General features: G+C 52.2%; 23 protein-coding genes. All 23 read right to left on the bottom strand.

All coding sequences use genetic code 11. From position 1 onward, the window contains the following. Positions 1 to 56 precede the first annotated feature (56 nt). Entirely contained in the window at positions 57 to 497 is a 441-nt protein-coding gene (locus NSQ51_RS00835; RefSeq protein ID WP_033008700.1) for a YbaK family protein, read from the bottom strand. A gap of 116 nt (positions 498 to 613) precedes the next feature. Continuing rightward, complete coding sequence (gene rpsI / locus NSQ51_RS00830) at positions 614 to 1,006, bottom strand: 30S ribosomal protein S9 (RefSeq protein WP_033008697.1); 393 nt, start codon at positions 1,004 to 1,006, stop codon at positions 614 to 616. 22 nt (positions 1,007 to 1,028) lie between these two features. Beyond that, entirely contained in the window at positions 1,029 to 1,466 is a 438-nt protein-coding gene (gene rplM / locus NSQ51_RS00825) for a 50S ribosomal protein L13 (RefSeq protein WP_033017233.1), read from the bottom strand. Between the two features lie 227 nt (positions 1,467 to 1,693). After that, positions 1,694 to 2,458, bottom strand: a complete 765-nt coding sequence (truA, locus tag NSQ51_RS00820) for a tRNA pseudouridine(38-40) synthase TruA (protein ID WP_033008695.1) — start codon at positions 2,456 to 2,458, stop codon at positions 1,694 to 1,696. 12 nt (positions 2,459 to 2,470) lie between these two features. Continuing rightward, positions 2,471 to 3,268: an energy-coupling factor transporter transmembrane protein EcfT gene (locus NSQ51_RS00815; RefSeq protein WP_033017235.1), complete on the bottom strand. Its 798-nt coding sequence runs from the start codon at positions 3,266 to 3,268 to the stop codon at positions 2,471 to 2,473. After that, positions 3,261 to 4,133: an energy-coupling factor ABC transporter ATP-binding protein gene (locus NSQ51_RS00810; RefSeq protein ID WP_033008692.1), complete on the bottom strand. Its 873-nt coding sequence runs from the start codon at positions 4,131 to 4,133 to the stop codon at positions 3,261 to 3,263. The genes NSQ51_RS00815 and NSQ51_RS00810 overlap by 8 nt, the downstream gene beginning before the upstream one ends. Then, positions 4,109 to 4,948 carry an energy-coupling factor ABC transporter ATP-binding protein gene (locus NSQ51_RS00805; protein ID WP_033017236.1) on the bottom strand — a complete coding sequence of 280 codons (840 nt, stop codon included), beginning with the start codon at positions 4,946 to 4,948 and terminating at the stop codon, positions 4,109 to 4,111. The genes NSQ51_RS00810 and NSQ51_RS00805 overlap by 25 nt, the downstream gene beginning before the upstream one ends. A 120-nt stretch (positions 4,949 to 5,068) precedes the next feature. Continuing rightward, positions 5,069 to 5,431 (bottom strand): 50S ribosomal protein L17, encoded by a 363-nt coding sequence (gene rplQ, locus NSQ51_RS00800; RefSeq protein ID WP_033017237.1) that lies wholly within the window; start codon positions 5,429 to 5,431, stop codon positions 5,069 to 5,071. Positions 5,432 to 5,546: 115 nt separating this feature from the next. Then, positions 5,547 to 6,491, bottom strand: a complete 945-nt coding sequence (locus tag NSQ51_RS00795; protein ID WP_033008688.1) for a DNA-directed RNA polymerase subunit alpha — start codon at positions 6,489 to 6,491, stop codon at positions 5,547 to 5,549. 150 nt (positions 6,492 to 6,641) lie between these two features. Then, positions 6,642 to 7,031 carry a 30S ribosomal protein S11 gene (gene rpsK, locus NSQ51_RS00790; protein ID WP_011229644.1) on the bottom strand — a complete coding sequence of 130 codons (390 nt, stop codon included), beginning with the start codon at positions 7,029 to 7,031 and terminating at the stop codon, positions 6,642 to 6,644. A 25-nt stretch (positions 7,032 to 7,056) separates the two neighbouring features. Further along, positions 7,057 to 7,422 (bottom strand): 30S ribosomal protein S13, encoded by a 366-nt coding sequence (gene rpsM / locus NSQ51_RS00785; RefSeq protein WP_008881920.1) that lies wholly within the window; start codon positions 7,420 to 7,422, stop codon positions 7,057 to 7,059. Between the two features lie 21 nt (positions 7,423 to 7,443). Continuing rightward, complete coding sequence (gene rpmJ, locus NSQ51_RS00780; RefSeq protein WP_003247619.1) at positions 7,444 to 7,557, bottom strand: 50S ribosomal protein L36; 114 nt, start codon at positions 7,555 to 7,557, stop codon at positions 7,444 to 7,446. A 35-nt stretch (positions 7,558 to 7,592) separates the two neighbouring features. After that, positions 7,593 to 7,811 (bottom strand): translation initiation factor IF-1, encoded by a 219-nt coding sequence (gene infA, locus NSQ51_RS00775; protein ID WP_011229642.1) that lies wholly within the window; start codon positions 7,809 to 7,811, stop codon positions 7,593 to 7,595. Between the two features lie 209 nt (positions 7,812 to 8,020). Next, positions 8,021 to 8,761 carry a type I methionyl aminopeptidase gene (gene map / locus NSQ51_RS00770; protein WP_033008687.1) on the bottom strand — a complete coding sequence of 247 codons (741 nt, stop codon included), beginning with the start codon at positions 8,759 to 8,761 and terminating at the stop codon, positions 8,021 to 8,023. Continuing rightward, positions 8,758 to 9,411, bottom strand: a complete 654-nt coding sequence (locus NSQ51_RS00765) for an adenylate kinase (protein ID WP_049624206.1) — start codon at positions 9,409 to 9,411, stop codon at positions 8,758 to 8,760. Before NSQ51_RS00765 ends, map begins: the two co-directional genes overlap by 4 nt. A gap of 43 nt (positions 9,412 to 9,454) precedes the next feature. Further along, positions 9,455 to 10,747, bottom strand: a complete 1,293-nt coding sequence (gene secY, locus NSQ51_RS00760; RefSeq protein WP_049624207.1) for a preprotein translocase subunit SecY — start codon at positions 10,745 to 10,747, stop codon at positions 9,455 to 9,457. Further along, complete coding sequence (gene rplO / locus NSQ51_RS00755; RefSeq protein WP_011229638.1) at positions 10,747 to 11,187, bottom strand: 50S ribosomal protein L15; 441 nt, start codon at positions 11,185 to 11,187, stop codon at positions 10,747 to 10,749. Before rplO ends, secY begins: the two co-directional genes overlap by 1 nt. A 20-nt stretch (positions 11,188 to 11,207) precedes the next feature. Then, on the bottom strand, positions 11,208 to 11,396 hold the full coding sequence (gene rpmD, locus NSQ51_RS00750; RefSeq protein ID WP_033008683.1) for a 50S ribosomal protein L30: 189 nt from the start codon (positions 11,394 to 11,396) through the stop codon (positions 11,208 to 11,210). A gap of 13 nt (positions 11,397 to 11,409) precedes the next feature. After that, positions 11,410 to 11,910 (bottom strand): 30S ribosomal protein S5, encoded by a 501-nt coding sequence (gene rpsE / locus NSQ51_RS00745; RefSeq protein WP_033017242.1) that lies wholly within the window; start codon positions 11,908 to 11,910, stop codon positions 11,410 to 11,412. Positions 11,911 to 11,929: 19 nt separating this feature from the next. Next, complete coding sequence (rplR, locus tag NSQ51_RS00740) at positions 11,930 to 12,292, bottom strand: 50S ribosomal protein L18 (protein WP_033008681.1); 363 nt, start codon at positions 12,290 to 12,292, stop codon at positions 11,930 to 11,932. 33 nt (positions 12,293 to 12,325) lie between these two features. Next, positions 12,326 to 12,862, bottom strand: a complete 537-nt coding sequence (gene rplF / locus NSQ51_RS00735; RefSeq protein ID WP_011229634.1) for a 50S ribosomal protein L6 — start codon at positions 12,860 to 12,862, stop codon at positions 12,326 to 12,328. A gap of 32 nt (positions 12,863 to 12,894) precedes the next feature. Then, positions 12,895 to 13,293 (bottom strand): 30S ribosomal protein S8, encoded by a 399-nt coding sequence (rpsH, locus tag NSQ51_RS00730; RefSeq protein ID WP_033008676.1) that lies wholly within the window; start codon positions 13,291 to 13,293, stop codon positions 12,895 to 12,897. A gap of 33 nt (positions 13,294 to 13,326) precedes the next feature. Beyond that, positions 13,327 to 13,512: a type Z 30S ribosomal protein S14 gene (locus NSQ51_RS00725; RefSeq protein WP_003247599.1), complete on the bottom strand. Its 186-nt coding sequence runs from the start codon at positions 13,510 to 13,512 to the stop codon at positions 13,327 to 13,329. Positions 13,513 to 13,517: the final 5 nt, after the last annotated feature.

Here is a 13,517-nt window from a genome sequence, read left to right as displayed (position 1 = left end):
CCCGCGCGTTTCCCTTCTCTATCTTATATGGGACAAGGGGCGGGAATAGAACTTATTCAGTGAAGTTTTAGGCGGCGCCGTTTTTTTCCCCGTTCAAACCCTTCGGTCCACCAGCCGACGATATATTGCTCGCAGGCGTAATAGAGCGACTGGCCGAGCAGATCGTCGTCGATGTTGCCCCAAAAGCAGAGAAAATCAAAAAGTGTGTCAATTAAATATTTCTCCTCTTGCGCGCAACGTCGGCGCACGCTGTCCACAGACTCCCCATAATAGCCGAACCGGCTGTAATGGGCGCCGAGCAAATACGCTTCAATGGCCAGGTCAATGCAGCCTTCCTCAACAGTAGATGGGAAAATCCGGTACATTTGATAGAAAGGGGCAAAATGTTCCAACACTTTGGCCCGCAATTTCTCCAGCGACAACTCCCGCAGCATTTTCCGCTCATAGCGGAGCTGCTTTTCCTGCCTTTTTTCCGCGAATGAAGTGATGACTGTCATCGTGTTTCACGCTCCTTTACGATGTAGTGTTTAACGATCGAACGCAAACATGCGCGCGGGCCAAAGGCAGAAATAAGCAAAAAACCCAGCCAAACTGGCTGGGTTGGACAACACGGTTAACGTTTCGAGAACTGCGGAGCGCGGCGGGCGCCTTTGAGCCCGTATTTTTTCCGCTCTTTGACGCGGGCATCGCGCGTCAGCAAGCCAGCGCGCTTCAATACGGTGCGGAATTCCGGATCGACTTGAAGCAACGCGCGGGCGATGCCGTGGCGAATGGCGCCCGCTTGGCCGGCAAATCCGCCGCCGTGAACGTTCACCAACACGTCGTAGCTGCCGAGCGTTTCTGTCAGTACAAGCGGTTGCTTTACCATTTCGATAAGCGCTTCTGTCGGAATATATTCACGAATGTCTTGTTTGTTGACGATGATGCGTCCATCGCCCGGGACGAGGCGGACGCGAGCAACCGAGCTTTTGCGACGACCTGTACCGTAATATTGTACTTGTGCCAAAATAAATACCCTCCCTTGTCAATTATCCGCGAAGTTCGTATACTTCCGGTTTTTGCGCTTGATGCGGGTGTTCGCTTCCGCGGTAAACATGCAGTTTTTTGAACATTTGACGGCCAAGGCTGCCTTTTGGAAGCATGCCGCGCACCGCCCGTTCAATCATTTTTTCCGGATAATTCGTGCGCATTTCGAGCGCCGTTCTCACTTTCAAACCGCCTGGATATAAGCTGTGGCGATAGTACAATTTTTTCGTTAACTTTTTCCCTGTCAGTTCCACTTTGTCAGCATTGATGACGATCACATGATCCCCGCAGTCAACGTGCGGAGTGAATGTCGGTTTATGTTTGCCGCGCAACAGCGCTGCGACTTCGCTGGCCAGACGACCCAACGTTTTGCCGGCTGCGTCGACAACGTACCATTTACGCTCTACTTCATTCGGTTTCGCCATATAAGTCGTACGCAATGTAGTTCCCTCCTAAAAAGAAAAATGAACAAGTAAAGTTGTTTATTTCAACACGATTGCTGTCCGGGGCTAATCGTGGAAAATACATGCCATATGATATAATAGCTTGCCGGAACGCCAATGTCAAGAAGATGTTACACGGGGACTCGTTGTCTTCACTTATGGCGCCCCGGTTTTTTGTCATCTAAAAGCGTGAGACGACTTTCGAACACGGTGTTCACCACCGGTCAACTGACGGCGAAAAACTCATCATCATAGTACACCCGCCATAAATACAATCCTTCAGCCGGCGCCGTCGGGCCAGCGAGTCTCCGGTCTTTGGCTGCAAGCAATGCTGCAATGTCTGCCGGGGACCGCCTCCCTTGGCCAATTTCAAGCACTGTGCCGACGATGATGCGCACCATGTTGTACAAAAAGCCGCTGCCGATGAACCGGAATTCCATCATCGAACCGTCGGTTTCCACCTCTGCCTGGTAAATGGTGCGTATGCGATCCTCCATTTCCGTTTTGGCGGAGCAGAAGCTCGTAAAGTCATGCGTCCCGATCAGTTGGCGAAGCGCTTCATCCATGGCGCCGATATGCAGCGGGTATGGATGCCACGCGCAGTAATGGCGGCGAAAGACGTCGCGGTCGGCGGCAGTCCACACTTTGTAGCGGTACTCTTTTGCCTTGGCCGAAAAGCGGGCATGAAAGGTGCTGTCTGCCTCCTCTGCCGAACGAACGGCGATATCGTCCGGAAGCTGGGCGTTTAACGCTCTTTTCCACTGTTCAGGAGAAAGCACAAGCGCCGTATCGAAGTGGATGACTTGCCCATAGGCGTGAACCCCGGCATCCGTCCTCCCGGAAGCCGTTACACGCACGGCTTTCCCTTTATGCATCCGTTTGAGCACTTCCTCAATCTCGCCTTGCACCGTCCGTTTTCCCGGCTGAATTTGATAACCGGAAAAATGGGTGCCGTCATACGCTACCACGCATTTGATCCGTCTCGTCATGGCCTTCCTCCGCTATGAGCGTAATAAAAAGAGCAACAGCGCCAGCAGGGCCGTAGCGGCTAACAACACGGTGTCTGCCGGCTTCCAAGCAAGCTGGCGGAGTTTCGTCCGCCCTTCGCCGCCGCGGTAGCCGCGCGCTTCCATCGCCGTCGCCAGCTCATCCGCCCGCTTGAACGAACTGATAAACAGCGGCACAAGAAGCGAGACGATCGCCTTCATCCGCTCAGAGAACCGGCCGCCGGAAAAGTCGACGCCGCGGGCGGCTTGCGCTTTCATAATTTTTTCTGTTTCTTCCATTAAAGTTGGAATGAAGCGGAGCGAAATCGCCATCATTAAGGCGAGCTCATGAACCGGCACGCGCCATTTTTTCAATGGACTAAGCAAGCTTTCGACGCCATCGGTCACTTCAATCGGCGTTGTCGTCAGCGTCAGCATCGTCGTTATGAGCACAAGGAGCAAAAATCGCATGGAAATAAAAATTCCTTGCCGAATGCCGCCTTCGTAAACGGACAGCGCGCCAATCCGGTAGAGGACATCCCCTTCTTTCGTCATCAATACATGCAATAACAACGTAAACAACACGACCCATAAAATCGGCTTTAAGCCGCGCAAAATGAAAGAAAACGGGATGCGCGACAGGGCTGCAAAAGCAAACGTAAACAACGACAGCACCGCATACGTCACTGCATTATTCGCCAAAAAAACGATGAAAACATAGGCGAATACGATCAGCAGCTTCGCCCGCGGATCTAAGCGGTGAATGAGCGAATGGCCGGGCACGTATTGGCCGATAATGAAATGATTAGTCATGAATGCTCACCCTAGAAAACAGTTGCTGGATGGCCTCCACCGTCTGTTCGATCGTCAAACACGGAGAGGGAATGGCGACCCCAAACCGCGCTTCCAGCTCCCGCTTCAACTTGACCGTCTCCGGTACGCTAAGGCCAATGGCGGCAAGCCGATCGGCATCGCGGAACACCTCTTCCGGCGCTCCCTGCCCCCACACCGTCCCTTCATGCATGACGATGATTTGGTCGGCATAACGGGCGGCATCTTCCATACTATGAGTCACGAGCACCGTTGTTAACCGTTTTTCGCAATGAAGACGGTAAAACATCTCCATAATCTCTTTCCGCCCGCGTGGGTCCAGCCCAGCGGTCGGTTCATCAAGCACCAGCACTTCCGGTTCAAGCGCCAGCACGCCGGCAATGGCGACGCGCCGCATTTGCCCGCCGCTTAAATCGAACGGCGATTTGGCCAACACATCCTCGCTGAGCCCGACTAGTTTGATAAGCTCTCGCGCTTTCCGTTTCGCCTCTTCTTCGGAAACGCCGAAATTAAGCGGGCCAAAACAAATATCCTTCTCGACCGTTTCCTCAAACAACTGGTGTTCCGGAAATTGGAACACAATCCCAACCTTTTTGCGCAGCGGTTTGAGCTGCTTCGGCCGCTTGTCGCCGGTGATGATCTCATCGCCGATTTTTATCGTGCCGCTTGTCGGTTGCAGCAAGCCGTTTAAGTGTTGAAGGAGCGTCGATTTGCCCGAACCGGTGTGGCCAACGATGGCGACGTATGCCCCGCTGGGAATCGACACATTCACATTATACAGCGCCCGGCGGGCGAGCGGCGAACGGGCATTGTATACATGTTCTACTTTTTCGAATACAATGTCCATAGCTCTTCGACCAACTCCTCCGTCGTCAAGTGTGCGGAACGAAGCGGAATGCCTTGTTCCCGCAAACGGCTGCCCATTTTCACGGCAAACGGCAAATCAAGGCCGATGCGCTCGAGCTTGCCCCCAAGCCGAAAGATTTGCTCCGGCGTTCCTTCCGCCATGACCTCACCTTTGTTCATCACGATGATGCGGTCGGCTTTCGCCGCTTCCTCCAAATCGTGCGTGATCGACAATACTGTAATGCGCTGTTGCCGGTTCAAGCGGCGAACCGTCTCGAGCACCTCTTCCCTTCCCCGCGGGTCGAGCATCGATGTCGCTTCATCCAAAATGATCATATCAGGGTGAAGCGCCAAAATGCCGGCGATAGCGACACGCTGCTTTTGCCCGCCGGAAAGCCGGTGCGGCTCGTGTTCGAGGAACGCCTCCATATGCACCAGGCGGATGGCTTCACGGATGCGCTCAATCATTTCATCGCGCGGAACACCATTATTTTCAAGGGCAAAGGCGATATCATCCTCGACAGTTGTCCCGACAAATTGGTTATCTGGATTTTGAAACACCATGCCGACGCGCCGGCGCACCTCCCAGACAGTCGTTTCATCGAGAGGGCGCCCAAACAGGCGAATGACGCCCCGCTCCGGCCGAAGCAAACCGATTAACAGCCGGGCAATGGTCGACTTGCCGGATCCGTTATGGCCGACAATCGCCAGCCACTCCCCGCGTCCGGCCTGGAAGCTCACGTTTTGCACTGCATACTCCGATTGGTTCGGATAACGGAAATACACTCCTTCGATCGAAAGGATCGGTTCGGCCATGATTGTTTCTCCTCGCCTTGGCACGTTTCCAGCCGTGCCTTGCTAAATGATGGTAAAAAAAAAAAAAGGGCATAGATCCAGTTCAAACGAAACTGTCTCGCCCTTGTTGAAATGAAACCGTTACACGAGCTCAATAATGACCATCGGCGCCCCGTCTCCGCGGCGAGGACCAAGTTTCATAATGCGCGTATAGCCGCCTTGGCGGTCTTGGTAGCGCGGCGCAATGTCACTGAACAGCTTTTGCAGTGCATCTTGGCCGGTTTCACTGTTGGCGACTTCCTTGCGGATAAATGCCGCTGCTTGACGACGGGCATGCAAATCGCCGCGTTTACCGAGCGTGATCATTTTTTCGATAACCGCGCGCAATTCTTTTGCTCGCGCTTCCGTCGTTTCGATGCGTTCATTGATGATTAAATCTGTCGCTAAATCGCGAAGCAATGCTTTCCGTTGAGAAGTCGTGCGTCCTAGTTTTCTGTACGACATCAAATGTCCCTCCCTTTTAAAATGATGTGTTCCTCATTGCTGTCGTAGTCGATCGGCGCTTAACGCCAAATCTATGGCCAACGCGCATGTCCGCCCCACCGGGCGGGGCTGGCGCTTAATCGTCTTTACGGAGGCTAAGCCCCAGTTCCGCTAACTTCGCTTTCACTTCTTCGAGCGATTTGCGGCCGAGGTTGCGCACTTTCATCATATCCTCTTCCGTTTTTTGCGTCAGCTCCTGAACGGTGTTAATGCCGGCACGCTTCAAGCAGTTGTAGGAACGGACAGACAGATCGAGCTCCTCGATCGTCATTTCCAGCACTTTTTCTTTTTGATCGTCCTCTTTCTCTACCATGATTTCAGCATTTTGCGCTTCATCCGTCAAGCCGACAAAAATGTTCAAGTGCTCGGTTAAAATTTTCGCCCCAAGGGAAATGGCTTCTTTCGGCCCGATGCTCCCATCGGTCCAAACGTCGATCGTCAATTTGTCATAGTCGGTCACTTGGCCGACCCGTGTATTTTCGACCTGATAGGAAACACGGGAGACCGGCGTATAGATGGAGTCGATCGGAATCACGCCGATGGGCTGGTCCTCGCGCTTGTTCGCCTCGGCCGGGACATACCCACGTCCCCGTCTGGCGGTCATGCGCATGCGCAGGCGACCGCCTTCCGCCAGCGTAGCAATATGAAGGTCCGGGTTTAAAATTTCTACATCGCTGTCGTGAGTAATATCGGCAGCCGTGACAACTCCTTCACCCTGCACATCAATTTCCAACGTTTTCTCTTCATCTGAATAAATCTTCAACGCCAATTTTTTGATATTCAAGATGATGGCTGTCACATCCTCGACGACGCCGTCAATCGTTGAAAACTCGTGCAGTACACCGTCGATTTGCACCGATGTCACAGCCGCACCAGGGAGTGAAGACAATAGGATACGACGTAAGGAGTTCCCTAAAGTTGTACCATATCCACGCTCAAGCGGTTCGACGACGAATTTGCCGTATTTGGCATCTTCGCTCAGTTCGACCGTTTCAATTTTCGGCTTTTCAATTTCAATCATCGATTATTATACCCTCCTTCAAAACGTCGAGACCCCGACCAAACGGTACACGCCTAACAACATTCCCCCATGAATCTCTCTTTACGCTTGCCTGCCATGGTCTTTATCATATCCCATTATTGACAATGGTTCAAATTCTATACAGGGGCGTTACACGCGGCGACGTTTTGGCGGACGGCATCCATTGTGCGGGATTGGAGTGACGTCTTTGATCGCCGTAATTTCCAATCCGGCTGCCTGCAACGCCCGGATCGCTGCCTCACGGCCAGCCCCCGGACCTTTGACGTTCACTTCGACCGTTTTCATGCCGTGTTCCATCGACGCTTTCGCTGCCGCTTCGGCTGCCATTTGCGCCGCAAACGGCGTCGATTTACGCGAGCCTTTGAATCCGAGCGAACCGGCGCTCGCCCAGGCGATGGCGTTGCCATGAACGTCCGTAATCGTCACGATCGTGTTGTTGAAAGTCGAACGGATATGAGCGATGCCAGTGTCAATATTTTTTCTCACCCGGCGTTTGCGAGTGTTTGTTCTGCGTGCCATTCGTCAAATGACCTCCTTTGCGTGATTATTTTTTCTTATTCGCTACCGTACGGCGCGGACCTTTGCGCGTGCGGGCATTGTTTTTCGTGTTTTGGCCGCGAACCGGCAATCCGCGGCGATGGCGGAGTCCGCGATAGCAACCGATTTCCATCAGCCGTTTAATGTTTAACGATACTTCGCGGCGCAAATCCCCTTCCACTTTTAAGCGGCCAACGATTTCGCGAATGCGGCCAAGCTCTTCTTCCGTTAAGTCACGGACGCGCGTGTCTTCCGATACTCCTGCTTCTTTTAAGATTTTTTGCGCCGTTGGTTTGCCGATCCCGTAAATGTATGTCAACGAAATGACTACGCGCTTGTCGCGCGGAATGTCAACACCTGCAATACGTGCCATCGTAGTACACCTCCTTGGAAATTACCCTTGACGTTGTTTGTGTTTTGGGTTTTCACAAATGACCATGACTTTTCCGCGTCTGCGAATAACTTTGCATTTTTCGCAAATCGGTTTGACAGATGGTCTCACTTTCATGTTGTTTACCTCCTTATTAAACGGAGTGCAATCTTTTATTTATACCGATACGTGATTCGTCCACGCGTCAAATCATAGGGCGACAATTCCACCGTCACTCGGTCGCCGGGCAAAATGCGGATGAAGTGCATGCGGATTTTGCCGGACACATGGGCCAATACCGTATGCCCATTTTCTAATTCTACACGAAACATCGCATTTGGCAATGTTTCAATGACGGTGCCTTCTACTTCAATGACATCGTCTTTTGCCATCGAGCGGCTCCCCCTCCTTCGAATGAGTAACATTGTGTTACGCAAAACCGGACGGACATAAGGCGGCGCAATTGTCCACGGTGAACGGGAAGGTCGGTAAGCGGCCGCCTTGATCGCGGAATCGACAAAACAGCTTTAGACAACTGCAAACGTTGAAAACGGTTCGCCGATCTGCCCGAGCGCCTTGAGGCGGCTCTGCCTCGATCCGTTCACGTTAAAATTTCATAGCCATTTTCCGTAATCACAATCGTATGTTCGAAATGGGCACACCGTTTTCCGTCCGCCGTCACGACGGTCCAGTCATCAGCCAACGTTTTGACATGGCGGCTGCCCGCATTGACCATCGGTTCGATGCATAGCGTCATCCCCGGACGCAAAATCGGCCCTTTATTCGGCGGCCCATAATGTGGGACTTGCGGGTCTTCATGTAAGTGTTGACCAATTCCATGCCCCACATACTCGCGAACGACGGAAAAATGGTGCGCTTCAACATACGTTTGAATCGCATGAGAAATGTTCGTCAAACGAGCGCCTGGCTTCGCCTCGGCGAGTCCGACATACAACGATTGTTCTGTTACGTCGAGCAGCCGCTTCGTCTCCGCATCGATCTCCCCAACGGGATACGTCCAGGCGGAGTCGGCGTGATACCCTTCATACTGGGCGCCCACATCGATCGTAATAATGTCGCCCTCGCATAACACACGGTCGCCGGGAATGCCGTGCACAAGCTCCTCATTGACTGAAGCGCAAATGCTTCCCGGGAACCCTTGGTATCCTTTAAACGATGGAACGGCGCCATGGGAACGAATCACTTCCTCCGCGATGGCATCCAGTTCCTTTGTCGTGACCCCGGGGCGAATATGGTTTTTCAACTCTTCCAACGTAGCGGAAACAATTTTTCCAGCCTCGCGCATGAGGGTGATTTCGTGCGCGGTTTTGCAAATGATCATCGAGCAAGTCCCCCGAGCAATTCACGAATATCGGCAAACACCTTTTCCATGTCCTGTTCGCCGTTAATGTTGCGCAAATAGCCTTTTTGTTCGTAAAAGTCAACGAGCGGCTTCATTTGTTTCATATTCACTTCGAGCCGGTTCGCCACTGTCGCTTCGTTATCATCGGCGCGCTGGTACAATTCCCCCCCGCACTTATCGCAAACACCCGGTTTCGCCGGCGGATGAAAAACAAGATGGTACGTCGCTCCGCAGTTGCGGCAAATCCGTCTGCCGGTCAAGCGCTCCATTAAAACGTCTTGGCGGACATCGATATGGATGACATAGTCAAGTTTGCGGCCAATGTCGGCCAACATCGTTTCCAGCGCCTCCGCTTGAGCGACCGTGCGCGGGAATCCATCGAGCAAAAAACCGTTTTGGCAATCGTCTTTGCTCAGCCGTTCACGGACAATGCCGATCGTCACTTCATCCGGAACAAGGTCGCCGCGGTCCATATATTGCTTCGCTTGAAGCCCTAGCGGCGTTCCTTCCTTCATCGCCGCCCGAAACATATCGCCCGTTGAAATGTGCGGAATACCGTAAGCCGCTACGATTTTCTCGGCCTGCGTGCCTTTGCCGGCACCCGGCAGCCCCATCAGCACTAAATTCATCCTAACTCCCCCTATCGGCAAGGGACGCCCGCTCTTGCCTTCTTTATTTGATGAATCCACGGTAATGGCGTTTCACCAGCTGGCTCTCAAGCTGTTTCATTGTCTCCAGCGCCACGCCGACGACAATGAGCAAGCTCGTACCGCCAATTTTCGCAGAAGGTGGCAAGTTCGCAACGTTCACGAAGAACACCGGCAGCACGGCAATGACCGCTAAAAAGACAGAGCCGACGAGCGTCAGCCGGTACAAAATTCTCGTTACATACTCTTGTGTATTCTTTCCAGGACGGATGCCTGGAATGTAGCCGCCTTGCTTCTTCAAATTCTCCGCCATTTGCTCCGGGTTGACTTGGACGAACGCATAAAAGTACGTAAACGCGATAATAAGCACGACGTAAATCGTCATGCCAATCGGATGGGTATAATCAAACGTTCGGCGAATCCACAATGTTACATCATTCGTGCCAAAAAACGATGCAATGGTCGGTGGTGCAATCAAAAACGATACAGCAAAAATGACCGGAATGACTCCCGCTGGGTTCACTTTGAGCGGCAAATGAGTCGAGTGGCCGCCCACCGAGCTTCGGCCCTCAAGCCGCTTTGCGTATTGAATCGGAATTTTCCGGAACGCCTGCTGGATGTAAATGACACCAACAATGACGGCAACGATCGCCAACGCCACAAGCAGGAGCCGGACGATGCGCAAAAACACATCTTCCCCGACATTTTCAAACTGTTGGGCGTAAATTTGGTTCAAGACCGTCGGAATGCCTGAGACAATCCCGGCGAAAATAATGATCGAAATGCCATTGCCCACGCCTTTCGCGGTGATCTGTTCGCCGAGCCACATTAAAAATGCGGTGCCGGCGGTCAAGACAACCGCGATCAACAAATACGTGCCGATGCCCGGATTTCGAATGAGCATCCCGCCGGCTAAATTGTTGAAGCCGTACGACATGCCAAGCGCTTGGATAAACCCGAGTACGACCGTGAAATAGCGGGTAAACTGAGCTAATTTACGCCGGCCAACCTCGCCTTGCTTCGACCACTCCGTAAATTTGGGAACAACGTCCATTTGCAGCAGCTGGACGATAATCGACGCGGTGATGTAGGGCATAACCCCCATGGCAAAAATTGAAAAATTTTGCAGCGCCCCGCCGCCAAAAATGTTCAGGACGCCGAACGAATTTAATTCATCTTGCAGCTTGAGCACATCGGTGTTCACGCTCGGAACCGGGATGAACGTTCCGATGCGGAACACGATCAGCATAAGAAGAGTGAAAATGATTTTGTTTCGAATATCACTGACGCGCATAAAGTTGGAGATTGTCCGAAACATTAAATCACCTCAGTTTTACCGCCAGCCGCTTCAATGGCCTCTTTCGCCGATGCTGAGAATTTATGTGCTTTGACCGTCAGTTTTTTCTCGATTTGGCCTTTGCCTAAAATTTTCACACCCGATTTCAACTTGCTAATAACGCCCGTTTCAAGGAGCAATTCCGGCGTTACTTCCGTTCCGTCTTCAAAACGGTTCAGTTTTTCCAAGTTCACAACTGCATATTCTTTCCGGTTGATGTTCGTGAAGCCGCGCTTCGGCAAACGGCGGAACAACGGTGTTTGACCGCCCTCAAAACCGAGGCGAACCCCCCCACCCGAGCGGGCATTTTGACCTTTTTGACCACGTCCGGACGTTTTGCCGTTGCCTGACCCGATCCCGCGGCCGACACGAACCGCTTTCTTCCGGGAACCCGGCGCTGGTTGCAATTCATGAAGTTTCATGGCGAAGCACCTCCTTACGATTATTCCTCAATTTCTTTCACTTTGACCAGATGAGCGACTTTGTTGATCATCCCGCGGATGGCAGGATTGTCGTTATGGACGACCGTTTGATGCATTTTCCGCAAGCCGAGCGTTCTGACGGTAATGCGCTGATCTTCCGGACGGCCAATCACGCTGCGCGTGAGGGTAATCGCCAGTTTTTTTGCCATGATCGTTCCCTCCTTATCCTAACAGTTCCTCGACTGTTTTGCCGCGCAATTTTGCTACGTCTTCGGCGCGTTTTAATTGTTTCAACCCATCGAACGTGGCGCGCACCATGTTGATTGGTGTGTTCGAGCCGATTGATTTTGACAAAATGTCGCTGATGCCCGCCAGCTCTAATACGGCACGGGCCGGACCGCCGGCGATAACCCCGGTACCTTCAGAGGCCGGTTTTAAAATGATTTCCCCAGCGCCGAAGTGGCCGATGACTTCATGCGGAATCGTTGTGCCGACGATCGGCACTTCAATTAAGTTTTTCTTCGCATCTTCAATGGCTTTGCGGATCGCTTCCGGAACTTCTTGCGCTTTCCCGGTGCCAAATCCGACGTGGCCGTTTTTATCGCCGACGACGACGAGAGCTGAAAAGCGCAGGCGACGTCCGCCTTTCACGACTTTTGCTACACGGTTGACCGCGACTACACGCTCTTCGAGTTCGAGTTTATTTGGATTGATACGACGCATCGTTGTCCCTCCTTTGTAATTAGAATTCCAGACCGGCTTCGCGGGCGGCATCCGCTAGTGCTTTCACCCGGCCATGGTACAAATATCCGCCGCGATCGAAGACGACTTGTTTGATGCCTTTTTCCAACGCCCGTTTGGCGACAAGTTCGCCGACTTTTTTCGCCGCCTCAATGTTGTTCGTCGAATCTAAGCCGAACTCTTTATCCAATGTCGACGCGCTGACAATCGTTGCTGATTTTGTATCATCAATAATTTGTGCATAAATATGTTTGTTTGAACGGAACACGCTCAACCGCGGACGTTCAGTCGTGCCGAAGATTTTTTTCCGGATGCGCGCGTGTCTTTTTTTGCGGACCGCGTTTCGGTCAACTTTTGTAATCATCGAGTGTCACTCCTTTCGCTTCGCTATGCCGCGTTATTTACCAGTTTTGCCTTCCTTCAGGCGCACCAATTCGCCTTCGTAGCGAATGCCTTTGCCTTTATACGGCTCCGGCGGGCGTACAGCACGAATGTTGGCTGCCAATTCGCCGACGCGTTGTTTGTCTGCCCCTTTGACGATAATTTTCGTTTGGGACGGAACTTCGATTTCGAGCCCTTCCTCTGGCTCAATTTCTACCGGATGGGAGTAACCGACGCTCAACACAAGCTTTTTCCCTTGTTTGGACGCCCGGTACCCGACACCAACGAGTTCGAGCGCTTTTTCATACCCTTTCGAAACGCCTTCGACCATGTTGGCGAGCAAGCTGCGCGTCGTGCCGTGGAGCGCGCGGTGATGTTTTTCATCGCTTGGGCGCGTAACGGTGATCACATTGCCCTCAACGGTGATCGTCATATCCGGATGGAACGTGCGGGTTAATTCCCCTTTCGGCCCTTTGACCGTAACGGTATTGCCGTTCACAGTAACGGTGACACCGGCAGGAATTTCAATTGGTTTTTTGCCGACACGTGACATGTCAAACACACCTCCATTCTTGAGCAAATAAATTACCAAACGTAGGCGATTACTTCGCCGCCCGTGCCTTTTTGCCGTGCTTCTTTGTCCGTTAAGACGCCTTGCGATGTCGAAAGAATCGCGATGCCTAAGCCGTTTAAGACGCGCGGCACTTCATGAGCCTTGACGTATACGCGCAAACCGGGTTTGCTGATGCGTTTCAGCCCTGTAATGACGCGTTCATTGTTCGGGCCGTACTTCAAGAAGATGCGGAGAATGCCTTGTTTGTTGTCTTCGATATATTCATAATCACGAATAAACCCTTCGCGCTTTAAAATTTCGGCGATTTCCCGCTTGATTTTCGAAGCCGGGACTTCGAGTTTTTCGTGACGAACCATATTCGCATTCCGAATGCGGGTCAGCATATCAGCAATTGGATCTGTCATCACCATTTTGTTTTACCTCCTTCCCAATCAATGGGTTGATTACCAGCTGGCTTTTTTGATGCCAGGAAGTTGACCTTTATATGCGAGTTCACGGAAACAAATACGGCAAAGTTTAAACTTGCGGTAAACCGAATGCGGGCGGCCGCAGCGCTCGCAGCGGGTATACGCTCTTACTTTAAACTTCGGCGTCCGTTTTTGTTTCGCGATCATCGATTTTTTAGCCACGATTT

It is taken from the genome of Geobacillus sp. FSL K6-0789 (assembly GCF_038593135.1).
Lineage (GTDB): Bacteria > Bacillota > Bacilli > Bacillales > Anoxybacillaceae > Geobacillus > Geobacillus stearothermophilus.
This window is presented reverse-complemented; position numbering and strand designations above follow the sequence as displayed.